This window comes from Anoxybacillus suryakundensis (genome assembly GCF_001418025.1).
Classification (GTDB): Bacteria; Bacillota; Bacilli; order Bacillales; family Anoxybacillaceae; genus Anoxybacillus; species Anoxybacillus tengchongensis.
Window position 1 is genome coordinate 212,130 of record NZ_LIOK01000002.1, and the last position, 19,674, is coordinate 231,803.

At 43.9% G+C, this 19,674-nt stretch carries 32 protein-coding genes, 1 tRNA gene, 1 pseudogene and 1 riboswitch; of the genes and pseudogenes, 11 read left to right on the forward strand and 23 right to left on the reverse strand.

From position 1 onward, the window contains the following. Nucleotides 1–458: 458 nt before the first annotated feature. Together ASC42_RS02255 and ASC42_RS02260 are read right to left on the reverse strand one after the other, a co-directional pair. Nucleotides 459–531: transfer RNA gene (locus ASC42_RS02255), tRNA-Val, on the reverse strand. 102 nt (nucleotides 532–633) lie between these two features. Then, a complete protein-coding gene (locus ASC42_RS02260; protein ID WP_055440367.1) occupies nucleotides 634–1,266 on the reverse strand; it encodes a hypothetical protein in 633 nt (210 codons plus the stop codon). Between the two features lie 119 nt (nucleotides 1,267–1,385). On the opposite strand from ASC42_RS02260, the gene ASC42_RS02265 reads away from it, so the two are divergent. Beyond that, nucleotides 1,386–1,922: an HD domain-containing protein gene (locus tag ASC42_RS02265; RefSeq protein ID WP_055440368.1), complete on the forward strand. Its 537-nt coding sequence runs from the start codon at nucleotides 1,386–1,388 to the stop codon at nucleotides 1,920–1,922. 19 nt (nucleotides 1,923–1,941) lie between these two features. Here ASC42_RS02265 and metC read toward each other — a convergent pair whose 3' ends face one another. The 4 genes from metC to ASC42_RS02285 form a co-directional block, all read right to left on the reverse strand. Next, complete coding sequence (gene metC / locus ASC42_RS02270) at nucleotides 1,942–3,081, reverse strand: cystathionine beta-lyase (RefSeq protein WP_055440369.1); 1,140 nt, start codon at nucleotides 3,079–3,081, stop codon at nucleotides 1,942–1,944. Between the two features lie 3 nt (nucleotides 3,082–3,084). Further along, nucleotides 3,085–4,188, reverse strand: a complete 1,104-nt coding sequence (locus tag ASC42_RS02275; protein WP_055440370.1) for a methionine biosynthesis PLP-dependent protein — start codon at nucleotides 4,186–4,188, stop codon at nucleotides 3,085–3,087. A 72-nt stretch (nucleotides 4,189–4,260) separates the two neighbouring features. Continuing rightward, nucleotides 4,261–4,368, reverse strand: a riboswitch (SAM riboswitch). Nucleotides 4,369–4,479: 111 nt separating this feature from the next. Further along, complete coding sequence (locus ASC42_RS02280) at nucleotides 4,480–4,707, reverse strand: RpnC/YadD family protein (RefSeq protein ID WP_055440371.1); 228 nt, start codon at nucleotides 4,705–4,707, stop codon at nucleotides 4,480–4,482. A 70-nt stretch (nucleotides 4,708–4,777) separates the two neighbouring features. Beyond that, nucleotides 4,778–5,257, reverse strand: a complete 480-nt coding sequence (locus ASC42_RS02285) for a cupin domain-containing protein (RefSeq protein WP_055440372.1) — start codon at nucleotides 5,255–5,257, stop codon at nucleotides 4,778–4,780. Between the two features lie 275 nt (nucleotides 5,258–5,532). Between ASC42_RS02285 and mscL the strand changes: the two genes are divergently transcribed. After that, nucleotides 5,533–5,928 (forward strand): large conductance mechanosensitive channel protein MscL, encoded by a 396-nt coding sequence (mscL, locus tag ASC42_RS02290; RefSeq protein WP_055440373.1) that lies wholly within the window; start codon nucleotides 5,533–5,535, stop codon nucleotides 5,926–5,928. A gap of 108 nt (nucleotides 5,929–6,036) precedes the next feature. On the opposite strand, the gene ASC42_RS02295 is transcribed toward mscL, so the two are convergent. Beyond that, nucleotides 6,037–6,552: a phosphatidylglycerophosphatase A family protein gene (locus ASC42_RS02295; RefSeq protein ID WP_055440374.1), complete on the reverse strand. Its 516-nt coding sequence runs from the start codon at nucleotides 6,550–6,552 to the stop codon at nucleotides 6,037–6,039. Between the two features lie 150 nt (nucleotides 6,553–6,702). On the opposite strand from ASC42_RS02295, the gene ASC42_RS02300 reads away from it, so the two are divergent. The 4 genes from ASC42_RS02300 to ASC42_RS02315 all read left to right on the forward strand — a co-directional run bounded on the left by ASC42_RS02300 (nucleotide 6,703) and on the right by ASC42_RS02315 (nucleotide 9,148). Then, on the forward strand, nucleotides 6,703–7,395 hold the full coding sequence (locus ASC42_RS02300; protein WP_055440375.1) for an alpha/beta hydrolase: 693 nt from the start codon (nucleotides 6,703–6,705) through the stop codon (nucleotides 7,393–7,395). A gap of 61 nt (nucleotides 7,396–7,456) precedes the next feature. Further along, a complete protein-coding gene (locus ASC42_RS02305; RefSeq protein WP_055440376.1) occupies nucleotides 7,457–7,969 on the forward strand; it encodes a YjcG family protein in 513 nt (170 codons plus the stop codon). Between the two features lie 4 nt (nucleotides 7,970–7,973). Beyond that, the gene (locus ASC42_RS02310) at nucleotides 7,974–8,405 is read left to right on the forward strand and encodes a GNAT family N-acetyltransferase (protein ID WP_055440377.1); all 432 of its coding nucleotides are present in this window, start codon (nucleotides 7,974–7,976) and stop codon (nucleotides 8,403–8,405) included. Between the two features lie 65 nt (nucleotides 8,406–8,470). Further along, nucleotides 8,471–9,148, forward strand: a complete 678-nt coding sequence (locus tag ASC42_RS02315; RefSeq protein ID WP_055440378.1) for a DUF421 domain-containing protein — start codon at nucleotides 8,471–8,473, stop codon at nucleotides 9,146–9,148. Here ASC42_RS02315 and ASC42_RS13985 read toward each other — a convergent pair. Beyond that, nucleotides 9,145–9,282: a hypothetical protein gene (locus tag ASC42_RS13985; RefSeq protein WP_167338087.1), complete on the reverse strand. Its 138-nt coding sequence runs from the start codon at nucleotides 9,280–9,282 to the stop codon at nucleotides 9,145–9,147. The two genes, ASC42_RS02315 and ASC42_RS13985, sit on opposite strands and share 4 nt — an antisense overlap. A 108-nt stretch (nucleotides 9,283–9,390) precedes the next feature. On the opposite strand from ASC42_RS13985, the gene ASC42_RS02320 reads away from it, so the two are divergent. After that, nucleotides 9,391–11,514: an ATP-dependent helicase gene (locus ASC42_RS02320; RefSeq protein ID WP_055440379.1), complete on the forward strand. Its 2,124-nt coding sequence runs from the start codon at nucleotides 9,391–9,393 to the stop codon at nucleotides 11,512–11,514. 17 nt (nucleotides 11,515–11,531) lie between these two features. Here ASC42_RS02320 and spoVIF read toward each other — a convergent pair whose 3' ends face one another. The 3 genes from spoVIF to ASC42_RS02330 all read right to left on the reverse strand — a co-directional run bounded on the left by spoVIF (nucleotide 11,532) and on the right by ASC42_RS02330 (nucleotide 12,302). After that, nucleotides 11,532–11,786 carry a sporulation-specific transcription regulator SpoVIF gene (gene spoVIF, locus ASC42_RS02325; protein WP_032100708.1) on the reverse strand — a complete coding sequence of 85 codons (255 nt, stop codon included), beginning with the start codon at nucleotides 11,784–11,786 and terminating at the stop codon, nucleotides 11,532–11,534. A gap of 87 nt (nucleotides 11,787–11,873) precedes the next feature. Then, nucleotides 11,874–12,002 (reverse strand): YjcZ family sporulation protein, encoded by a 129-nt coding sequence (locus tag ASC42_RS13600; protein ID WP_009362140.1) that lies wholly within the window; start codon nucleotides 12,000–12,002, stop codon nucleotides 11,874–11,876. Between the two features lie 66 nt (nucleotides 12,003–12,068). Beyond that, entirely contained in the window at nucleotides 12,069–12,302 is a 234-nt protein-coding gene (locus ASC42_RS02330) for a hypothetical protein (protein WP_055440380.1), read from the reverse strand. Between the two features lie 87 nt (nucleotides 12,303–12,389). Here ASC42_RS02330 and ASC42_RS02335 point away from each other — a divergent pair, with 87 nt between their 5' ends. From ASC42_RS02335 to ASC42_RS14200, 3 genes are all read left to right on the forward strand, one after another. Next, the gene (locus ASC42_RS02335) at nucleotides 12,390–12,707 is read left to right on the forward strand and encodes a thioredoxin family protein (RefSeq protein WP_055440381.1); all 318 of its coding nucleotides are present in this window, start codon (nucleotides 12,390–12,392) and stop codon (nucleotides 12,705–12,707) included. Between the two features lie 306 nt (nucleotides 12,708–13,013). Next, a complete protein-coding gene (locus ASC42_RS14195) occupies nucleotides 13,014–13,271 on the forward strand; it encodes a hypothetical protein (RefSeq protein WP_245191132.1) in 258 nt (85 codons plus the stop codon). After that, nucleotides 13,250–13,663, forward strand: coding sequence for a hypothetical protein (locus ASC42_RS14200; protein ID WP_245191133.1), 414 nt, complete (start codon nucleotides 13,250–13,252; stop codon nucleotides 13,661–13,663). Before ASC42_RS14195 ends, ASC42_RS14200 begins: the two co-directional genes overlap by 22 nt. 42 nt (nucleotides 13,664–13,705) lie before the next feature. Here ASC42_RS14200 and ASC42_RS02345 read toward each other — a convergent pair whose 3' ends face one another. From ASC42_RS02345 to ASC42_RS02385, 10 genes are all read right to left on the reverse strand, one after another. Next, a complete protein-coding gene (locus ASC42_RS02345; protein ID WP_055440382.1) occupies nucleotides 13,706–14,563 on the reverse strand; it encodes a DUF421 domain-containing protein in 858 nt (285 codons plus the stop codon). 2 nt (nucleotides 14,564–14,565) lie between these two features. Continuing rightward, entirely contained in the window at nucleotides 14,566–14,772 is a 207-nt protein-coding gene (locus tag ASC42_RS02350) for a DUF1657 domain-containing protein (protein ID WP_055440383.1), read from the reverse strand. 6 nt (nucleotides 14,773–14,778) lie between these two features. Continuing rightward, a complete protein-coding gene (gene spoVAE, locus ASC42_RS02355; RefSeq protein WP_055440384.1) occupies nucleotides 14,779–15,135 on the reverse strand; it encodes a stage V sporulation protein AE in 357 nt (118 codons plus the stop codon). Then, nucleotides 15,132–16,148: a stage V sporulation protein AD gene (spoVAD, locus tag ASC42_RS02360; RefSeq protein ID WP_055440385.1), complete on the reverse strand. Its 1,017-nt coding sequence runs from the start codon at nucleotides 16,146–16,148 to the stop codon at nucleotides 15,132–15,134. The genes spoVAE and spoVAD overlap by 4 nt, the downstream gene beginning before the upstream one ends. Then, entirely contained in the window at nucleotides 16,145–16,627 is a 483-nt protein-coding gene (gene spoVAC / locus ASC42_RS02365) for a stage V sporulation protein AC (protein WP_032100717.1), read from the reverse strand. The genes spoVAD and spoVAC overlap by 4 nt, the downstream gene beginning before the upstream one ends. A gap of 12 nt (nucleotides 16,628–16,639) precedes the next feature. Next, on the reverse strand, nucleotides 16,640–17,095 hold the full coding sequence (locus ASC42_RS02370; protein ID WP_055440386.1) for a YhcN/YlaJ family sporulation lipoprotein: 456 nt from the start codon (nucleotides 17,093–17,095) through the stop codon (nucleotides 16,640–16,642). A gap of 58 nt (nucleotides 17,096–17,153) precedes the next feature. Beyond that, the gene (locus tag ASC42_RS02375; RefSeq protein WP_035065022.1) at nucleotides 17,154–17,357 is read right to left on the reverse strand and encodes a DUF1657 domain-containing protein; all 204 of its coding nucleotides are present in this window, start codon (nucleotides 17,355–17,357) and stop codon (nucleotides 17,154–17,156) included. 83 nt (nucleotides 17,358–17,440) lie between these two features. Further along, on the reverse strand, nucleotides 17,441–17,632 hold the full coding sequence (locus tag ASC42_RS02380) for a phage holin family protein (protein WP_055440387.1): 192 nt from the start codon (nucleotides 17,630–17,632) through the stop codon (nucleotides 17,441–17,443). Between the two features lie 16 nt (nucleotides 17,633–17,648). Beyond that, nucleotides 17,649–17,771 (reverse strand): hypothetical protein, encoded by a 123-nt coding sequence (locus ASC42_RS14330; RefSeq protein WP_280790521.1) that lies wholly within the window; start codon nucleotides 17,769–17,771, stop codon nucleotides 17,649–17,651. 71 nt (nucleotides 17,772–17,842) lie between these two features. Continuing rightward, on the reverse strand, nucleotides 17,843–18,109 hold the full coding sequence (locus ASC42_RS02385) for a hypothetical protein (RefSeq protein ID WP_055440388.1): 267 nt from the start codon (nucleotides 18,107–18,109) through the stop codon (nucleotides 17,843–17,845). A 155-nt stretch (nucleotides 18,110–18,264) separates the two neighbouring features. Between ASC42_RS02385 and ASC42_RS02390 the strand changes: the two genes are divergently transcribed. Then, a complete protein-coding gene (locus ASC42_RS02390) occupies nucleotides 18,265–18,984 on the forward strand; it encodes a BMQ_0737 family morphogenetic spore coat protein (RefSeq protein WP_032100720.1) in 720 nt (239 codons plus the stop codon). A gap of 34 nt (nucleotides 18,985–19,018) precedes the next feature. On the opposite strand, the gene ASC42_RS02395 is transcribed toward ASC42_RS02390, so the two are convergent. Together ASC42_RS02395 and ASC42_RS14130 are read right to left on the reverse strand one after the other, a co-directional pair. Next, nucleotides 19,019–19,279: a hypothetical protein gene (locus tag ASC42_RS02395; RefSeq protein WP_032100721.1), complete on the reverse strand. Its 261-nt coding sequence runs from the start codon at nucleotides 19,277–19,279 to the stop codon at nucleotides 19,019–19,021. Nucleotides 19,280–19,493: 214 nt separating this feature from the next. After that, nucleotides 19,494–19,674 (reverse strand): annotated as a pseudogene (locus ASC42_RS14130) (IS110 family transposase); the annotation flags it as partial.

Genomic DNA, 19,674 nt, shown 5'->3' on the forward strand with positions numbered 1-19,674 from the left:
CTGAATGCCAAGGGCTATTTTCTCTTGATTGTTCAGTCCTTCCGAATCGTTCTAGACCGATTCGTACTATGACCTCTGCTGACTTCTGATGGTTCAGCTACTTATCACTAAGTAGGTTATGAAGCGTACTTCACGTATCCATCAGACCTCCTCGGGTAAGAGTACAATCTTTCCTTCCATCTATCTGCTTCATTTACTCTGTATCACCTTCGGCAGAAAGGACTTTGTTTTGTTTTGCAAACTCATCCAATGATACCTAGCCTTGTATGAAGTTCGTGTTCCTCAGACCGGAAGTTTGCCGCCCGCTTCCTTCAGATTCCGCGTCACCACGGACACCCTTGCGTTAAGCTAACTGCTACTTCTGCCTTCGCAGTTCGGGACTTTCACCCTAGAGATTGCCCCCATGCCGAGCGCACACGAAAAACCCCGAGCTCTCTAAAAGAACTCGGGTTTTGCGATGATTCCGACTGGGCTCGAACCAGCGACCTCCACCCTGTCAAGGTGGCGCTCTCCCAGCTGAGCTACGGAATCGTATGTCGTTGTCCTATCGAACACATTTTTTATTATAATCACCTTCATACACATTGTCAAATACTTTTTTTAAAAAATTTTTAGCCATCGCATACGCAATGGCTAATGGCGGATAAAGTCGATGTGAGTACCTTGAAAAAGGCCGTCTTTATATTCATATGTGACGATTAAACTGCCGATGTATTCGCCTTTTTTTCTTTCTAGCAATAAAACGGCCTTTAGCTTTTGTTTGTCGATCGCATACTTTACAAAGCGATCGAATGTCACTTTTATTCCTCTTTCACCTTGGCGATTGTACGGAATGAGGGCGTGAACATGATCGATGACAAGCTCTGTTCCTTCGTCTGTCTCTTTCATTTTCATGCTTTTTAAAACGACGGTGCGCGGATCTTCGACGATGACTTCTTCCATGCCGCTTTGGCTATGGGTGAATACGTGCACTTCGTTTTTATACGTGCCGTTTCCGCGCGCTTTCACGAGAAAAACGACAACATCTTCTTTTCCATCTTCCGTCACGTCAATGGAATATAATTGCGGAATGGCTTTCGGATCGTTCACATGTTCCCATTCTGGAAACGCATACGTCTCTTTGCCGACGCGCAACATAAAATGGCGCACCCAATCTCCATCTTCTTTTCCACACAATTGCACGTTTGCTTCATCCAATTTTTTCGTGCAAGCATGCCCATTGAATGAAAACGCTGTCATCATTGATAATAATAATGATAAAAACATATGCGTCCTCCAAACCTTTTTTCACTTAGTATGAAGGAAAAACAGAAAAATATGTATTGCCATGTTAGAAGTATACATGATATGATAATTAGAAAAACATTCGAAAGGGATGGTGAGCTATGAGACGTGTCACATTAACTGACATCTTCCTTCACCCCATCACCCAAAAATATTTAAAACGCTCAGGCGTCGCGCACGCCATTGCGACCGCATATCATGCGTATCGCCTCGCCTTACAGTACGGTGTCAACGTCGACTTGGCGACAAAAGCGGCATTGCTTCACGATATCGGTCATTACGAATGGTATTCAAACGGAACATGGGATTATGAAACATATAAACAAAACGACATTCACGCGATCAAAGGGGCTGAGCGAGCGCATAAACTGCTTATTCGACTCGGAGAACATCCTCAGCACGCGAAAGAAATCGCCCTCGCCATTTTGCTTCATACCGACTCGTATCTTCCAGAAGGAGAATTAAAACGAAAGCCGCTCCAGACGATCGTCAAACTTGCCGATGAAGCAGATGAAGAACCGGGTGGCAAACATCATTATCGCCAAATCGATGATGAACTGGCCTTGAAAAAAATCCAACAACTCGATCGCATGGTCGAGCAACAACTACAACGACATGCCCTCGACCAAATTAGCTAAGGCTAGGTACTGACCTAGCCTATACATATGATAACGCCTGTTCAAAGTCGGCAATCAAATCATCAATGGCTTCAAGTCCAACACTCATGCGCAACAAGCCGTCCGTAATACCGCGACGGTGGCGCTCCGCTTTCGGCATCGCTGCGTGCGACATTTTTGCCGGATACGATAAAATCGACTCAACTGCTCCTAAACTGACCGCAAATATCGGAACGTGCGCATGTTTGACAAACGTCCGCACCGCTTGTTCATCTTCCAATTCGAACGACAGCACCGCACCAAACCCACGCGCTTGCTCGCGATGAATGATGTGCCCGTCATGATGCGAAAGCCCTGGATAATATACGTGCGCGACTTTCGGATGACGATGTAAAAACTGCGCGAGTTGTATGGCTGAACGAGACGAATGTTCTAACCGAACATGAAGCGTTTTTAGCCCACGCAACACAAGCCACGCATCTTGCACGCCGAGCACCGCACCGAACGAATACTGCAGTTTCCGCAACTCTTTCGCAAGACGCTCGTCTTTGACAACGGCTAGCCCCGCTACAACATCGCTATGCCCCGCTAAAAATTTCGTTGCGCTATGCAAAACGACATCGACACCGAGATCAAGCGGACGCTGCAAAATAGGCGTCGCAAACGTATTATCTAAAAACGTCAAACAGCCGTGCGCTTTGGCGAGCTTCACAACCCCACGAATATCTGTAATTTTCAAGAGCGGGTTCGATGGCGTTTCCATATAAATGACTTTCGTATTCGGACGAATGTGACGTGCCACCGCATCTAAATCGGTCATATCGACAAACGTATGTTCAATGCCAAATCGGCTTAATACATCGGTGATGATGCGATACGTTCCTCCATATACGTCATCAGTAACGAGCACATGATCACCTTTCGACAACAATAAAAATGCCGTAGAAATCGCCGCCATGCCGGAGGCAAACGCAAAGCCGCTGACACCCCCCTCTAGTTCTGCAATCGTTTCTTCTAACGCCTCGCGCGTCGGATTGCCCGAACGGCTGTAATCGTACTTTCCGAACGTATCAAAATCAAACTGATGAAACGTCGATGCATGATGAATCGGGACGCTCACCGCGCCCGTTTGCGCATCAATTTGCCATTTATTGTGAACAAGTTGCGTTTGTAAATCCATCTTTTACACCTCTTTCATGCGTTGAAACGCTTGTGTTAAATCAGCAATTAAATCGTCAACATGTTCAATGCCGACCGAAAAACGCAACAGTCGATTACATACCCCGTTGGCGATACGAACGTCCTCTGGAATATCCATATGCGTTTGCGTCGCTGGATACGTAATAAAACTTTCGACACCGCCTAAACTTTCCGCAAACGTAATAAGCTTTAAGCTTCGTAAAAAGGTATTCACCCACCGTTCGTCGCGCACGCGAAACGACAACATGCCTCCCCTGCCCGGATATAGCACATCGGTCACGTCTTCATGTTGTGCTAAAAATTCATAAATCGCTTTTGCATTTTGTTCATGTTGGCGCATGCGAAGCGCGAGCGTTTTCATGCCGCGAATTAACAACCATGAATCAAACGGCGACAACACCGCACCGATGGCGTTATGATACATCGCCAATTGCTCGCACAACGCTTTTCCTTTTGCGACAATGAGCCCAGCAAGCACATCGTTATGCCCGCCTAAATATTTCGTCGCGCTATGAATGACGATGTCTGCTCCTTTCGTTAATGGCTTTTGTAACATAGGCGTATAAAACGTATTATCGACAATGAGAAGAAGATGATGTTGTTTCGCAAACGTTGCCACCGCTTCGATGTCCGCTTCTTGCATAAGCGGATTTGTCGGCGTCTCTAAAAAAATGGCTTTCGTTTTGTCCGTCACATCCCCTTTCACCGCATCGAGATCGCGAAAATCGGCATATGTAAACGACAGCCCGTATTTCTTCCACCCTTTTTCAAATAGTCGATACGTTCCACCATATAAATCCGCCGAAACGAGAAAATGATCACCGCTTTCAAACAACGCAAACAACGTTTGAATGGCCGCCATCCCTGAGCTACATGCAAAACCTTGATCCCCTTCTTCTAGCTCGGCGATCGCTTCTTCGACAATACGTCTCGTCGGATTTCCTGTGCGAATGTAATCGTACCCTGTCGATTGCCCGATCCCTTCATGACGATATGCCGTTGAAAAATACACAGGTGGATTCACCGTCCCTGTCACCGTCTCGCTTCGATTACCAATTTGCGCTAATACCGTTTCGATATGACTCATGCCCTCTCTCCCTTTCCGAAAAAATAAAAAGCCTTCTAAGAAGAAGGCTTTTTGTCCATAGACAACGACTTCTTCTTATCTTCCGAATTGAACACCAATTCGCTGGATTTAGCACCTGACCATTTTCGGCTGGTTGCTGAAGGTTCACCGGGCCAGTCCCTCCCCTTCTCTCGATAAGAACGCACAAGTATTGAATTTTCTGATTTTTAACTAATGTATATGATTTTCAAAAAAATTGCAACTGTTTTTTATCGTCTAAACATGACAAGCTTGCTGTACATCGAGGGAGACTCATTCCTTTTCTAACAACTCACGCACTTTTTCTTCCGTAAGGTCTGTGACGTTCGCAATATCTTTGACGCTCATTCCTTTTCGCGCCATCGTTTGTATAAGATGTTTCATACCTTGTTTTATTCCTTGTTTTATTCCTTGTTTTATTCCTTGTTTTATTCCTTCTTCTCTTCCCTTTTCTAACGCCTTTTGTTCATACGAAATCATGAGTTCCAACACTTTCTCCATTTCATTCACCTCGCTTCGCAGTTTTCGTTCTTCTTCATCTAAAAGACTTGAGGATCTCCCCCCAAGTCTTTTACTGTTCAGCCGCAAGCGCATCGGCTTTTGTTGGATGGACGGTTCCAGCAGGATGTTGTGGCGGCGCATAAATAGAATATAGCTTGAGCGGAATATTTCCGGTGTTGATGACATTATGCCACGTTCCGGCAGGCACAAAAATGGCAAAGCCATCGCTGACTCGTCGTTCAAACGTCCATTCATTTTTCCTTTTCCCCATCCGCACGATGCCTTCGCCTTGTTCAATACGTAAAAATTGATCGACGCCGCGATGAATTTCTACACCAATATCTTCCCCGACACGAAGGCTCATTAACGTCACTTGTAAATGCGGTCCTGTCCATAACGTTGTACGAAACATGTTGTTTCGTTTCGTCGCCTCTTCTATTTGGACAACAAACGGGTTCGGCCCGTAATCTTTCGTGTTTTCTCGCGGAAGCGGATACATCGGATACGGATACATCGGCACATACACATAATTCGGATAGTAATAATACATGTTCCCACCTCTTTCTTTATGATCATCGCTATGTTATGCATGAACCATAAAAAATGCGCCTATGTGTAAACAGAACGATCCGTCAACGTATGAGTAAAATGTTTGTGGGAGAAAAAAATACAGGTTCCTAATTCAGTATAATCAGGAACCTGCTGGATATGTAAGCAAAATAGATAAAAAACGGGCTCTCCTCCTGTAAGATAGCAATGATTGATTTTTGCTTATCGGGAGACTTTGTTATACTAAAACATAAACATCACATACGGAGGTTTGTTATGTGGCACGAGTTTAAAAAATTTGCGGTACGTGGCAACGTCATCGATTTGGCTGTCGGGGTCATTATCGGCGGAGCGTTCGGGAAAATTGTCTCTTCTCTCGTCAACGACATCATTATGCCGCTTGTCGGTTTGCTTTTAGGGGGCATTAACTTTAGCAATTTATCATGGAAAGTTGGCGAAGCCGAAGTAAAATATGGCGCGTTTATTCAAACTGTCGTAGATTTTTTCATTATCGCCTTTTCCATTTTTCTATTCGTCAAACTTTTGAACAACTTATACGAACGCGTCAAAAAACAAGAAGAAGCAAAAGAAACCGCACAAACGCTCACGAAAGAAGAACAACTGCTGACAGAAATTCGCGATTTATTAAAACAACAAAAAGAAACACCGTAGCCCCCAAAGCGTTTTTGGGGGCTTCATTCCCATAATAAGCAAGCCGTTTATATTTCACATCTTTTTCGTAAAAGAGCCGTAAACCCATCCGGATTTACGGTCTCCTTTTTACGCATTCAACGCAGCTTCTTCTTCATCGCGCAAGTTGTGGGCAAGGCGACCGGAGGCGCTTGCAGCAACGCTTGCGACTAAGTCGTCTAAAAACGTGTGCACACCTTTGCCGCGCTTTGTATCGAGCTGTTTAATGATTCCGACTTTATTTTTATCGAGATGGCCAAACGTTGTCACCGCAATGCTTCCGTATCCGAGCACTGCCCCTAACGCTAACGTTTCATCGACGCCAAACAGTCCTTCGTCTGTTTCAACAATCGTTTGAAGCGGTTCGGAAAGCATGTTTTGCTCTGCTAGTTTATCAAGTTCAATGCCAACTAAAATCGCATGTTGTACTTCGCGCTTTTGAAGCACTTTTTCGACACTTTCTATACATTCTGCCATCGTTAAATCTGGATTGTACGGACTTTGCATTTCATATACAATCTCAGCGATCGCTGGAATCGTCACACCACGTTCCGTCAATAGCTGCAACGTTCTTTCATATATTTCTTTGCTTGATATACGCTTCATGTGTTATTCCCCCTCTCGTTCTCCCATTATATCACGCAACGACAAAAAATGCAGAAATGTGGTACGATAAGAAAGAACAACGTCGAAAGCGGAGGGCATCACAACGATAGTCCTTCGCCTCGAAAAAGACATATATAAGGATGGGAGAACATGCAAGAGTTAAAACTTCACAGCCAACATTTAGACGAGGAACTATCATTGCGTGTGTATTGTTCAAAACCTGTCACACCGCTTTATAAACACCTCGTCATCATTGCACAAGACGGACAAGATTATTTTATGTTTGGCAAAATCGGACGCGTCATCGACGAGCTTCGTGTGCGCGCTGTCGTCATCGGCGTGCCGTATCGCGATGTATTCGATCGCTATGAAAAATACCACCCGAACGGAAAAAAACGAGAAGCGTACATGCGCTTTCTCGCCAACGAGCTTGTGCCACTTGTCGACGAACAGTTTTCAACTTATCACATGGGCTCAAGCCGCATACTCGTCGGCGATTCGCTTGCCGGAACCGTTTCGCTACTTACTGCGATGACATATCCGCATACGTTCGGAAAAGTCGTCATGCAGTCGCCATACGTCAACGACGAGGTCATGGCGCATGTCCAATCTTTTACCGATTGGCATTTGCTTGCGCTGTATCATTCGATCGGCATACATGAGACAGAAGTGAAAACGACAGACGGAGCTGTCCGTAACTTTATTGAACCAAATCGTGCGCTATCTCACGTCCTTCAAACAAAACAAGTTCGCTACCATTATCACGAGTTTGACGGCGATCATTCATGGACATACTGGCAGCCAGATTTACCAATCGGATTAAAAAAAGTTATTGAAATGTAACAGTATTTTCCGAAAATTTGTTATAATATATAAATATAATGATGAAAGGAGGAAACGTCGCATGAAATGTGGCATCGCGATTTTTCCATCGAAAAAAATTCAAGATTTTGCAAATGCGTATCGCAAACGGTATGACTCTCATTACGCTTTAATCCCACCGCACATCACGTTAAAATATGCGTTTGATGTGGAAGAAGACAAGCTGGAGGAACTCGTTCAACAACTGCGCAACGTCGCGCGCGAAACGGAACCGTTTTTGTTGCGCGTCACGAAATTTAGCTCGTTTTATCCGGTCAACAACGTCATTTATTTAAAAGTAGAAAAAACAGAGCCACTCGTGACACTACATGAAAAATTACATCGTCCACCGTTCGTCGAGCAAACAGACTATGCGTTCGTACCGCACATTACGATCGCACGTAATTTGTCAAACGACGAATATTCGGACGTATTCGGACGGTTCAAGATGCAATCTGTCCATTTTGAAGAACAAGTCGATCGCTTCCATCTGTTATATCAGCTTGAAAACGGATCATGGTCCGCATATGAAACATTTCATCTCGGAAAGGAATAATTATATGGACGTCAAATTCGGGCAAGATGAAGCGCTTTGGCACGATGCCCTTTCCGTCCGGCGCGCTGTCTTTATTGACGAACAAGGCGTATCAGAAGAAGAAGAAATTGACGGATTTGAACAACAGTCCGTTCATTTCGTCATATACGATAACGACAAACCAATTGCGGCAGGGCGCTTCCGAACGATTGACGGCATCGGTAAAGTCGAACGCATTTGCGTCCTTCCAGCTTATCGCGGACGTGGCATCGGCAAGCGCATCATGGAAGCGATTGAACAATACGCCAAACAGCACGTCTCAAAAGTAAAACTAAACGCTCAAACACATGCTGAACCGTTTTACAAACAGCTCGGCTATGAAACGGTATCCGACGTCTTTCTTGACGCAGGCATTCCACATGTGACGATGATCAAAACAATCGACATGCGATCATAACGGTCGCATGTTTTCTTTTTCGCTTGGCATACTAAAAAATAAGCGACAAAGGAAAGGATATCATTATGAACGCATTCGGACAAATTGCGATCGAATTAGTTATCGGTTATATCGCTTTATTTATTATGGCGAAAATACTTGGCCGAACACAAATTACACAAATTACACCGTTTGATTTTATTTCTGCCCTCGTTCTCGGAGAGCTTGTCGGCAATGGGCTATATGATGCCGACGTTGGGCTGTCTAAAGTGTTATTTGCGATTGCACTTTGGGGACTGTTAATTTACGCAACAGAAATGATTACGCAAAAGAAAAAAGAGCTGCGCGAATTGTTGGAAGGAAAACCGGTCATCGTCATTTCGAAAGGGAAAATTTTATATGAAGCGTTAAAACAAACGAAGCTCGATTTAAACCAACTGCAACATTTACTTCGCGCTCGCAACGTCTTTTCCGTTCGCGAAGTCGAATATGCCATTTTAGAAACAGACGGAACGGTGAGCGTCATGAAAAAATCCCCATACGAACAACCGACGCGCCAAGATCACAACTTTTCTGCATCTGAAGCCGTATTGCCAGTGACGGTCATTATCGATGGGGAAGTCGTTTGGGACAATTTACGCGAAAACGGTTGGGACGAACAATGGTTAAAAAAACATATTCGCCACGCTGGCTTTGAAAACTATACAGACATTTTATACGCTGAATGGCAAGATGGAAAAGGAATGCATGTGCAAGCATATTAACGTTTTTTCAACGAACGATCTTGAGGTCGTTTTTTCTTTTGTGGCGTTTGTTGTTTTTTCTCGTTTGTTGCTCGTTGTGAGCTCGTTACGCGCGGAACGTGAAGCGGGTTTGGCCGAATCGGTGGAATGTGCATATGCTCGCCTCCTTTATTTATATATTCGCTCGCCAATGAAAAACTCCTTTTCTCTTATTGTATGATCTGTTAACATAGACGTTGACGTGAAACGAAGGAGTTTGACCGATGAACAAAGCACGATATAACGGCAAATTATTTGACATTCATACGTTACCACGAGAAAAATATGAGCTTGTTTACGAACAAAGTTTGCGGAATAAATGGACGTGCCCGATGTGCGGTGGAATCGTTCGCTTTCATTTAGCGATTGAACATGCCCCGCACTTTTATCATGTTTCGAATGCTTGTATAAAAGAAGAACGAAAACAAGCGCACACCATCTCGATCCGACCCACTGAGCCATTTCAAAAGAAAGAAAAAAAACAAACGATCGTATGCGACGTTTCGCTCGATGCCGACCAATACGAAGCGGTGCGCCACATCGATGGACCGCTCCTCGTTCTAGCAGGTGCTGGAAGCGGGAAAACGCGCACGTTAACGGCGCGCGCCGCGGCCATGATCACCACGCATCATATTAAAGCGACAAACATCATGATCGTCACCTTTACGACAAAAGCGGCGAAAGAGTTAGCCGAAAGACTTCAGTCGTACAACCTTGCGGGGATACCGACAATCGGCACGTTTCATAGCTTATTTTATCGCATGTTACAACATGCCGACCCGTTCCGTTGGCGTCATGAGCGGCTCATTCGCGACTGGCAAAAAGAGAAGATGATGAAAGAAATCGGGCGCGACATCGGCATTGATGAACGCGATTTTCCGTACGATGAAGCGATGCAACGCATTTCATATTGGAAAAATACGCTCACCCCCCTTCATGACATCGCGATCGAAAATGAATGGGACGAGCGTGTTGTGCAATTGTATGTGCAATATGAAGAGCGAAAACGGCAACTCGATGTATTTGATTTTGATGATATGTTATATGCGTGCTATGACATGTTGCGGACGGATGAAAAACGATTACGACAATATCACGAACGGTTTCACTATTTTCTTATTGACGAATTTCAAGACATTAATCATGTACAATATGAAACGATGAAACTGCTTGCATCCCATACGCATCACATTTGTGCCGTTGGCGATGACGACCAAGCGATTTATGCGTTTCGCGGCTCCGATCCATCATTCATTGACCAATTTCAAAAAGATTTTCCGAATACGAAAATCGTCAAGCTGACGGAAAATTATCGCTCATCGCATCCGATCGTCTCGCTCGCCAACCGCATCATTTCGAAAAGTCGCACGCGCATTCCAAAACAAATGAACGCTCAAACCGACAGCATGCATTGTCCGACGTTTTTCTTTCCGTACGATGAAGAAGAAGAAGCAACGATGATTGCCTGCGACATTGAAGAGCGAATGAAACAAGGCGTCAAACCGAGCGATATCGCTATTTTATGCCGAACGAACGCATCCGCACGCGCCGTCTTTGAACGGCTTTCCCAACTTCGTTTCCCTGTTACAACAGACGGCGACTCGTTTTACAACCGTCGCATTGTGCGATATTTGTTAAGTTTTTTTCAATTAAGTATGAATCCGAACGATGAGCAAGCACTTGCGGATGTCGCAACCGTATTGTTTTTGAAGCAGACGGTCATAAACGACTTAAAAGCGATCTCGATTTTACAAGATTGTTCGCTCGTTGAAGCGCTCGCTAAACTCGATCGTATCGCACCGTTTCAACAACAAAAATTGCGTACGATCGTTCCGCTTTTTGCGAAAGTGAAAGACATGAAACCAATCGACGCCATTGACTTCATTGAAAAAGAGATGGGCTTTGGCGACTTTTTAAAAAAGCGTGGCAACGAAGGGAATGCGATGGAAAAAGGATCCGATGATGTGCGCGATGTCAAAGTCGTTGCCCGAAAATTTAAAACGATCCAGGCGTTTCTTTCTCACGTTGAGCGTGTCAAAGCGTACGCCAACACAACGTGCGATGACGGCATTCAACTCATGACCATTCACCGTTCCAAAGGGTTAGAGTTTCCGATCGTCTATATTATCGGGGCAGTCGACGGACTATTGCCACATGACTATGCGCTTGAGGCGTACCGAAACGGCGATATCGACCCGCTTGAAGAGGAGCGCCGCCTTCTTTACGTCGCGATCACTCGCGCAAAAGAACGGCTTTTTATTTCCGTTCCGTCCATGCGCCGATTAAAAAAAGCAAACGCCTCGCGCTTGCTCCCTCTCCTTGAAACAAAAGCGAAAAGCCTCATCTAAGACTTTTCGCTTTTTCATTATTTTTTATTCATCATATTCGCAATCGTATTGAAGTCAATTTGTTTTCCGTTATTGACGATCGACTGCACAATTTTATCTTCTAACTCTTTCGGCACGTTGCGATTCGCAATTTGAGCAACGCGTTTAACGATGCCACGCACCGTTTTTTCGTCTTTAAAGTTCGCATGTTGTAAAGAATTCGCAAGGGCAAAAATGTCTTGCATATTGACGCCCGTTTTCTTTTCGATGTTTTTAAAAAAATGTTGATCCATCTTTCTCCGCCTCCTTCGCTTTTCTTTTTCAGCATATGAAAAAGAAAAAAAAACGTTCCAAAGGTATGCCCTTTGGAACGCCTCTTCTTAGTGAACGAACGCTGCACCAACGATAATCAATAAGATGAACAATACGACGATCAACACGAATGTTGAACCGTATCCGCCGCCGTAGCCGTAGCCACCGTAACCATAACCACAATATCCGAAGCCCATGAGACTCCACCTCCTTGAACGTTGTCGCTTACATCATATGCGCAAAAATGCATTTGGTATGGGCGCTTATAAAAAATGCTGAAACATGCGTGCAAACTGCTTCTCTTTTTTCGCAAAAAACGCTTCTGCATCGCTCATATTGGCTTCAAATTGTTGAAATAGCTTACCGTTTATGTTTTCGAGATTGTTTAACGTCGCTTCTACTTCTTTTCCCCACGTGTCAAATGCTTTCATGAGCGCATCGTGCTTTGCGTGTTTGGTGCGCGTATACGATTGCAGTTCTTTTTCCAACCGGTTCATCATCTTCCCCTCCTTTGCTTTTTCATACGTAACAAACGTAAAAATGTGCTAAAATAAAACACGAAACAAAAAGAAAGGACGTGTCATATGAAACGACTACAAGACGCACAACAATTTGAACAAGCGATCTCATCAAGCACACCTGTTATCGTGAAATTTTTTACAACATGGTGCCCCGACTGCGTGCGCATGGATCAATTTATCGACGAAGTGATCGCCGCTTATCCACAATTTACATGGTATGACATTAATCGCGACGATGTGCCAGACATCGCCGAAACGTATAACGTCATGGGCATTCCAAGCTTGCTTGTATTCCAAAACGGCGAAAAAATCGCCCACTTACATAGCGCCAACGCAAAAACACGCGAACAAGTCGAGGAGTTTCTGCAAACAATCAGCTAATTTAGCTGATTGTTTGAACATATTGAAGTAAAATGCCAACACATCATCATAACCAATAGCTATCTGTCTTCATGGGGATCGATGTATTGTCAAAAAATAAAAAGAGAGGATTGAGCCATCCTCTCTGAAATGGTAACGTAGTCGTCACGCACCGCTCACTCTAGGGCGCAGTGAGTGCAAACTACCTAGCAATAAATAACGTGTCGCTTGGTCTAGGGCGCGACAAGCTATTTATTACTATTACCTTATGTCATCTGTTTGCTATATTATGCACTCATTTTAGTAAATTGTAAAGGGGGGATTTTCATGGAGCATTCATTTACCATTAATATTTATTTTGATGAAAGTGGGAAAAATCAAGTGAAGCCACATCTGATGGGAGGTCTCTCCATCCCCTCGGTATATTATGAAAAGCCTAAAATTCAAGAACTTAATGATGTAATTAAGAAGGTTTCCATTCATTGGACTAAATATGATGGGGATAGCAAAGAGAGAAACTCCATTTGGCGCATCATCAATACTTTTATGGATGAGACGTTCAGTTGGATACGGAAATTTTTATAGAAAATGATACAAAGTACCATAATACCAAATACGATTTAAGAACACAGCTGTTCCAACAACTAAATATACAATCGATATATCGCGGGGAGCGCTTCATAGTTAAGTCAGCTCAGTATGTAAAAAAACAAGAACAGATAGGGATCGAACTTGTAGACTTGCTGTTGGGCATGGTAAGGAGTATCATTCGAAATGAAATGCCTACAAGTCGCAGAATACGTGAAAAAAACCAACTGATTATGAAGCTATTGCTGTCGAATCCAAATTTCTATACGTTTATTAAAAATATCAACTATTTTGAATGGTCGAATGCTCCTTCTCTTGTTGAAGTAGATTTTGAAACATATTTAAACATATTTATGAGCTATCAGTTGTCCAATTTCCATATGGATTGAAATAAATCCCCCACACGAAAAAGCCACGTACGTACCGTGGCTTTACGTGAGAAATGGCTGTAAGTTTTGAATAAGCTGCTGCATTTGTTTCGCTTGTTGTTCGTACATTCGTTTGGCTTCGGCATCATTTGTTTGCAAGGCGAATAGTTCGAAGTCCGCTTCTGCTTTTTTCATCGATGCGAGCAATAGTTGCTTTTGTTGCGGTTCTGGTACTTGAATACGATCGTCGTATAAATCGACGGTCAGTTGACCGTACGAATCAACTTGCGCTAAAAAGACGTTTTCGACAGCAACGCCCATTTGATCGAGTTGCTGCTTTAACCACCCGCGGTTTAAACGGGCTGTGGCAAGCGGTTCATCTAAAATTTCACCGTCCATAATGACCGTTTGAGGTTCTTTTTCTTCCGGAACGTAAGGTTGAATGTCCCCAATTGTGAGCGGCTGTTTGTCGCGTTTTAATAAAATGCTTAAGTCGCCGTTTGCTTCGAGCGTCGCAAATTCGACATCCGCGACGCGAAAGACATCTTTTTTCCGCAACTGTTCAAGCAATTCATCTATAGTATATTTTTCTTTTTTCAAATTGTCTTCTAAAATTTTTCCGTTTTTAATAAAGACGGTGGAATTGCCTTCAACGAAATCGCGAAATTTTTTACTTCGCAACGAAATGATTGAAATAGCGACAGGGAACAGCGACCAAATTAAAATGCTCGTTATCCCTTCCGTTAACCGAATATCTAAATCCATCGACATCGAGCCGGCAATATCTCCGATCGTAATGCCGACGATATATTCAAAAAATGATAGCTTCGACAACTGTTTTTTCCCTAATAATTTTGTAATAACAAACAGTCCAATTAAAATACAAATCGAGCGAATCGCAACCTCTAACCATGCTGGCATACCTACATCCCCTTATATTGCGGCTCCTCGCGCTCAAGCGTCGACATGCGCCCTTTCAGCGCCGCAATCATTTGTTCCGTTTCAAGCATCGCTTCATGAAACGCCCGTTGCGCTTCCTCGTTTGTCGAAGTGAGCGCCAACTGTTGCAACGTCGCATGAATGGCCTTCATGTTCGCTAAACTTTGCTTTACTTGTGAACCAATGGTCATGTTCCTCTATCCTTTCGGTTTGAATAATAATGCTCCGATAAAACCGAACACAATTGCTGCCGAAATGCCGGCACTCGTCACTTCAAACATCCCTGTTAATACCCCAACGATGCCGTGTTTTTCTGCTTCTTGCATCGCCCCATGCACGAGTGCGTTGCCGAAACTTGTAATCGGAATTGTTGCCCCAGCACCGGCAAAATCGATCAGCGGCTCGTACAATCCAAATCCGTCTAAAATCGCACCAGCAACGACGAGCGCGCTTAACGTATGCGCAGGTGTAAGTTTAAATACATCAAACATCACTTGTCCGATGACACAAATAAGCCCACCGACAACAAACGCCCAAAAAAACATCGACATCATGAATGATCGCCTCCGTATTCCATTGCAACCGCATGAGCAATACAAGGGATCGTCTCTCCTTGTTGAAACGTCAGCGGTGATAAAAGCGCCCCTGTCGCGACGACGAGCATGCGTTTGATTTCCCCACGCTTCATCCGATTCAACAAATGTCCATATACAACGGTCGCCGAACACCCTGCCCCGCTTCCTCCCGACAACACCGGCTGCCCTTCGCGGTAAATAATTAATCCGCAATCTTGATACCGCTCGTCTTCTAGCTCCGTCCCGTTTTTTCGTAGTAAATCAAGCGAGACGGTGCGTCCGATTTTTCCTAAATCGCCTGTCACAATTACATCGTAATACGACGCATCGATTTCCATATCGCGTAAATGGGCTTCAATCGTATCGACAGCCGCTGGCGCCATCGCTCCGCCCATATTAAACGGATCGGTCAATCCCATATCAACGACGCGGCCGATCGTTGCGGAAGTAATGCGCGGGCCGTCTCCTTCACTCCCGACGAGCGCTACGCCCGCTCCTGTCACCGTCCATTGCGCCGTCGGCGGCTTTTGCCCTCCGTATTCGGTCGGATAGCGAAACTGCTTTTCAACCGCAGCGTTATGGCTCGCAGCACCTGTTAATATGTACTTCGCCCCACCGTAGTTGACGATAAATGCGCTTAACGCGAGTGCCTCCATCGACGTCGAACAAGCGCCAAATACGCCGAGATACGGCGTGCTAAGCGTACGCGCCGCAAAGCTTGACGGCGTCATTTGATTAATTAAATCACCAGCAATAATAAATTGCACGTGTTCTTTTTCAATGCGCGCTTTTTTCATCGCCTGAAAAAACGCTTCTTCAAATAACACTTTATGCGCTTTTTCATACGAATCTTCCCCGAGCCAAAGGTCTTCATGCAATAAGTCAAAATCATCAGCAATGTTTCCGTTCGCTTCAAACGGTCCGCCGACTGTCGCAGTGGCGACGATGACCGGACGGTTTTCAAATACCCACGTACGATGTCCTTTCATCATCCGAGTCCACCCCATTTGATCGCAATCGTTTTAATGAGCGCCACGACAAAGGCAGAAAACGTGCCGAATAAAATGACTGAACCTGCTAGTTTAAACATATTCCCGCCAACACCGAGCACAAATCCTTCCGTCCGATGTTCAATCGCAGCCGAAATGACAGCGTTACCAAACCCGGTGACAGGCACCGCGCTCCCTGCCCCAGCAAATTGCGCCAATCGGTCATATACGCCAAACCCCGTTAATAACATGGCGATAAATACCATCGTCGCCACCGTCGGATTGCCGACTGTTTTTTCCGTAAAGTCGAAAAAGTACATGTAAAAATAAGAAATGGCTTGGCCAATCGCGCAAATGAATCCACCGACAAAAAAGGCACGCACGCAATTTTTCAACACCGGCCGCTTCGTTTCACGCGCTTGTTCAAACTGATGATATTCTTGTTGAACAGGCGTCAAATTTTTCCGCTTTTCGTTTGCCATCATCTCACCTCACTACGTTTGTTCTTCACTTAATTTTTGAATGACCGTCACTTCTTTTTCGATCGCTTGTTCACTTATGTTTTTCGTTTCGATTTTTTCTTTTAACGCTTTTGTTTTCCAAAAAATTTTTAAATCGTGCGATACGATCACTTTTTCGCGAAATTGTTCATTCAGCGCTTTGCCTACCTCTTTTTCAATTTGTTTCATGCGAAAGCGATGCAAATGTTTCACTTGATACGCAACTAACAATCGGCCATTTGCTTGAACGGCAACCGCATCTTTCACATCTTCGCGTGCCTCTAACATCTGTACTGCTTTTTCGGCATGTTGTTGGTCGCTTCGTTTCGCGCTTCCATCATGGCTGACGTTTGTGATGTTTTCTTGTTGAAGCGATTGTTGTTGTTCTTTTTGTTCATGCGCACAACTCATCAGTAAAAAAACGGAAATGAGTACAAACCATTTTTTCATGGCGTTCACCTTTCTATTCATGTAACGAAAGGGCGCCCTTATTGGACACCCGCATTACTTATTGTTTATATTGTGGCTCTTCTTGTTCAATTTCTTGCAAGCGTGGTGCTACTAAATCGACGACCGCTTGCGTTTGTTGTGCTGCTTGTTGATACAATTGCTTCGCTTTTTCATTTTCTGTTTGCAACGCAAACGTTTCAAAGCTCGCTTGCGCCGATTTTAATCCAGCTAACGTTTGTTTCACAGAACTGGCAACAGTCATAATGACAACCTCCTTTGCTTTTTCACATCATAGCATGCGCTCATATGACAAAGTTATACAAAAAAAATAGCCCCTAAAAGGAGCTACGGTTTATCACGAAATCCATTTCCGATCGACGGATTATTCAAAATCCCAGCCATCACTAAAATACTTAAAAACGTATTCCATAATTGCTCATATTTTCCTAAATCTAAATCAATCCCAAACGTCTGTAGTAGAAGCGGAATAAACGAACCGATCGCGAGCCATAGCCCGTAATTTTTAAAACGCTCCATGTTTCTCTCCCCTATGCTATTGTTTTTTCATCTTTTTCCCACATCCGCAACCGCCTGTTTTTTTTACAGGTGCTGGTGAAGACGTATATACTTTCGCTGTTTGAGATCCGCCGAGGACCATCGGCTTTTTCTTTTCCATTTGCAAACCCTCCACATGTGTAAGATACAATAGCATATGAAAAAAATGGAGCAAGCGACTATGCTTTTTCCCTATTTCTTTTTTTCCGCAAATGAAAATGGAGTCGCCATCGGCAATTGTCCGCTATGCTTCAACGTTTGTTGTCGCTTAATATTGTGCATAAACCATGAATCTGTTCCTTGTGCAAATACTTGTTTTGTTATTTGTTCAAGCTGCTTTTTTAGCTCTTCGTTTTCTTTTTTTAACCGTTTAATTTCTTGATAACGCTGCTCACTTAACGCTGCTAATTCTTTTAACAACACATTTTCCGCCCGCAACACGTCTAGCTCATTTTGCATATGCCCACCCCTTTCTACTACATAACAATTCAACATGGCGCTCATTTATGACAAAAAAATTCCGCACATATCCCTGCACACTTACCTACCTTTCTCATACTATACAGTAGTCCCGATACATGCGACGGGAAAAACTGAAATAGGAGGAACGAGGCATGACGCATCATAAAGAGCGTAAAGAAAAAGTGTGTATTAAAACACGCAAAGTGTATGACTGGGTTACTCGTCAAGTCGATGTGCCGTTGCGTAGTTTTTCAAATGGGGATTTGGAAAATATTTTTCCTGAAAGCAAATGTCCACGCCACGGGCAATCGGTTTGCGACTTTTTCGCATCAAACGGCTTAAGTGCTGGCGATTTCTCGATTCGCTGCTTCTTAACAGACGATGAAGGAAACCGCATCGACCAAACAGTTGACAACAATGCACTCATTTGCCAAGAAATTTTACAACCAAATGGACGCCAACCTGTTCACGTCACACTTCCATCAGGCGATACAGTGACATTACAAAAAGTGAAAGTGCTTGTGAAAGGTCACGTTGTCGTGCAAGTTGTCAATGCGAACGGTCACGTTGTTTGCGAATCTTCTCCAATCCCATTTGCGACGGCACAAACATTTATCTTATGCGCACCAGAAGGCACAATGCTCGATTGCCACATTTCGTTTTTCGAATGTGACGCAAGTTTAATTTGCACTGACAACTTCTCACAGCTTGATGTATCCATTACATTATGCTTAGAAGTGCAAATGGAAGCAGACGTGAAACTTGAAGTCGAAGCACGCTACTGCCAACCGCGCGAAGAAATTTTAGAAGCAACACTTTGCCCAACAGACAAATTCCCACCACAATGCCCAGAAGTATTCCCAGCACATTAATGAATGAAGCAGGCTCACATACAGCCTGCTTCTTTTATATGTTCAACATGTAGCTGATTACCGTATATGTGCAAGCCATCCAAAAGGAATAAGAACGATAGCACGTATTTTTCACTTCTTCTGAAGACCTATTCCACATATATCCACTTCCATGTATATAAAAAAGAAAACTTGTGGCCATCACACCGACGAGAAACGTCCATTCCATATATGGCACGCCTGTTTTTTCACTTGCTGCATATGGAACAAAAAATAAAAATACGATTGTAGTCAAAATAGAAAACGATGTTCTCATTCAATCACACCTTTATTTTGGTATATATGACATATGATAAAATAAAATGAATATTGAAACAACAAAAGTCCTGCGGTAATATGTCAAGGTGAAACATCATCGAAATTGGAAATTCATTTGTCCGATGACCCGAAAAAAGGCAATACTGAAGAAGCCCAGTCTTGTCTGATGTCATTAACTGGGTTTTGATGCAAAATCAGTTAGATCGATACCCCTATCGATCTTCCCCCTTTCTTGGCGTGTAGATTTGACCGTTGCGTAGCAGCGCATCGATCACACGCACGAGTTTTCGAGCGGTGAGGACGAGGGCTCGTTTGTGTTGGTGCTTTGGTACTTCCTCATACTTCTTCCGGTAATAGGTGCGAAACGACGCATCATGCCGTTGTACCGAGTTG

Excerpts from the sequence above, each read along its gene's own strand:
- ASC42_RS14195 (WP_245191132.1), top strand. The coding sequence starts at position 13,014 with ATGGAGCATTCATTTACCATTAATATTTATTTTGATGAAAGTGGGAAA.
- ASC42_RS02345 (WP_055440382.1), bottom strand. The coding sequence starts at position 14,563 with ATGCCAGCATGGTTAGAGGTTGCGATTCGCTCGATTTGTATTTTAATT.
- ASC42_RS02385 (WP_055440388.1), bottom strand. The coding sequence starts at position 18,109 with ATGCAAAATGAGCTAGACGTGTTGCGGGCGGAAAATGTGTTGTTAAAA.
- ASC42_RS02350 (WP_055440383.1), bottom strand. The coding sequence starts at position 14,772 with ATGACCATTGGTTCACAAGTAAAGCAAAGTTTAGCGAACATGAAGGCC.
- ASC42_RS02395 (WP_032100721.1), bottom strand. The coding sequence starts at position 19,279 with ATGAGAACATCGTTTTCTATTTTGACTACAATCGTATTTTTATTTTTT.
- ASC42_RS02390 (WP_032100720.1), top strand. The coding sequence starts at position 18,265 with ATGACGCATCATAAAGAGCGTAAAGAAAAAGTGTGTATTAAAACACGC.
- ASC42_RS02380 (WP_055440387.1), bottom strand. The coding sequence starts at position 17,632 with ATGGAGCGTTTTAAAAATTACGGGCTATGGCTCGCGATCGGTTCGTTT.
- mscL (WP_055440373.1), top strand. The coding sequence starts at position 5,533 with ATGTGGCACGAGTTTAAAAAATTTGCGGTACGTGGCAACGTCATCGAT.
- ASC42_RS02315 (WP_055440378.1), top strand. The coding sequence starts at position 8,471 with ATGAACGCATTCGGACAAATTGCGATCGAATTAGTTATCGGTTATATC.
- ASC42_RS02320 (WP_055440379.1), top strand. The coding sequence starts at position 9,391 with ATGAACAAAGCACGATATAACGGCAAATTATTTGACATTCATACGTTA.
- ASC42_RS02375 (WP_035065022.1), bottom strand. The coding sequence starts at position 17,357 with ATGACTGTTGCCAGTTCTGTGAAACAAACGTTAGCTGGATTAAAATCG.
- spoVIF (WP_032100708.1), bottom strand. The coding sequence starts at position 11,786 with ATGGATCAACATTTTTTTAAAAACATCGAAAAGAAAACGGGCGTCAAT.
- ASC42_RS02335 (WP_055440381.1), top strand. The coding sequence starts at position 12,390 with ATGAAACGACTACAAGACGCACAACAATTTGAACAAGCGATCTCATCA.
- ASC42_RS02260 (WP_055440367.1), bottom strand. The coding sequence starts at position 1,266 with ATGTTTTTATCATTATTATTATCAATGATGACAGCGTTTTCATTCAAT.
- ASC42_RS02330 (WP_055440380.1), bottom strand. The coding sequence starts at position 12,302 with ATGAACCGGTTGGAAAAAGAACTGCAATCGTATACGCGCACCAAACAC.
- ASC42_RS02310 (WP_055440377.1), top strand. The coding sequence starts at position 7,974 with ATGGACGTCAAATTCGGGCAAGATGAAGCGCTTTGGCACGATGCCCTT.
- metC (WP_055440369.1), bottom strand. The coding sequence starts at position 3,081 with ATGGATTTACAAACGCAACTTGTTCACAATAAATGGCAAATTGATGCG.
- ASC42_RS02285 (WP_055440372.1), bottom strand. The coding sequence starts at position 5,257 with ATGTATTATTACTATCCGAATTATGTGTATGTGCCGATGTATCCGTAT.
- ASC42_RS13600 (WP_009362140.1), bottom strand. The coding sequence starts at position 12,002 with ATGGGCTTCGGATATTGTGGTTATGGTTACGGTGGCTACGGCTACGGC.
- ASC42_RS02275 (WP_055440370.1), bottom strand. The coding sequence starts at position 4,188 with ATGAGTCATATCGAAACGGTATTAGCGCAAATTGGTAATCGAAGCGAG.
- ASC42_RS02280 (WP_055440371.1), bottom strand. The coding sequence starts at position 4,707 with ATGGAGAAAGTGTTGGAACTCATGATTTCGTATGAACAAAAGGCGTTA.
- ASC42_RS02265 (WP_055440368.1), top strand. The coding sequence starts at position 1,386 with ATGAGACGTGTCACATTAACTGACATCTTCCTTCACCCCATCACCCAA.
- ASC42_RS02300 (WP_055440375.1), top strand. The coding sequence starts at position 6,703 with ATGCAAGAGTTAAAACTTCACAGCCAACATTTAGACGAGGAACTATCA.
- ASC42_RS13985 (WP_167338087.1), bottom strand. The coding sequence starts at position 9,282 with ATGCACATTCCACCGATTCGGCCAAACCCGCTTCACGTTCCGCGCGTA.
- ASC42_RS02295 (WP_055440374.1), bottom strand. The coding sequence starts at position 6,552 with ATGAAGCGTATATCAAGCAAAGAAATATATGAAAGAACGTTGCAGCTA.
- spoVAC (WP_032100717.1), bottom strand. The coding sequence starts at position 16,627 with ATGGCAAACGAAAAGCGGAAAAATTTGACGCCTGTTCAACAAGAATAT.
- ASC42_RS02305 (WP_055440376.1), top strand. The coding sequence starts at position 7,457 with ATGAAATGTGGCATCGCGATTTTTCCATCGAAAAAAATTCAAGATTTT.
- spoVAD (WP_055440385.1), bottom strand. The coding sequence starts at position 16,148 with ATGATGAAAGGACATCGTACGTGGGTATTTGAAAACCGTCCGGTCATC.
- ASC42_RS14330 (WP_280790521.1), bottom strand. The coding sequence starts at position 17,771 with ATGGAAAAGAAAAAGCCGATGGTCCTCGGCGGATCTCAAACAGCGAAA.
- ASC42_RS02370 (WP_055440386.1), bottom strand. The coding sequence starts at position 17,095 with ATGAAAAAATGGTTTGTACTCATTTCCGTTTTTTTACTGATGAGTTGT.
- spoVAE (WP_055440384.1), bottom strand. The coding sequence starts at position 15,135 with ATGATGTCGATGTTTTTTTGGGCGTTTGTTGTCGGTGGGCTTATTTGT.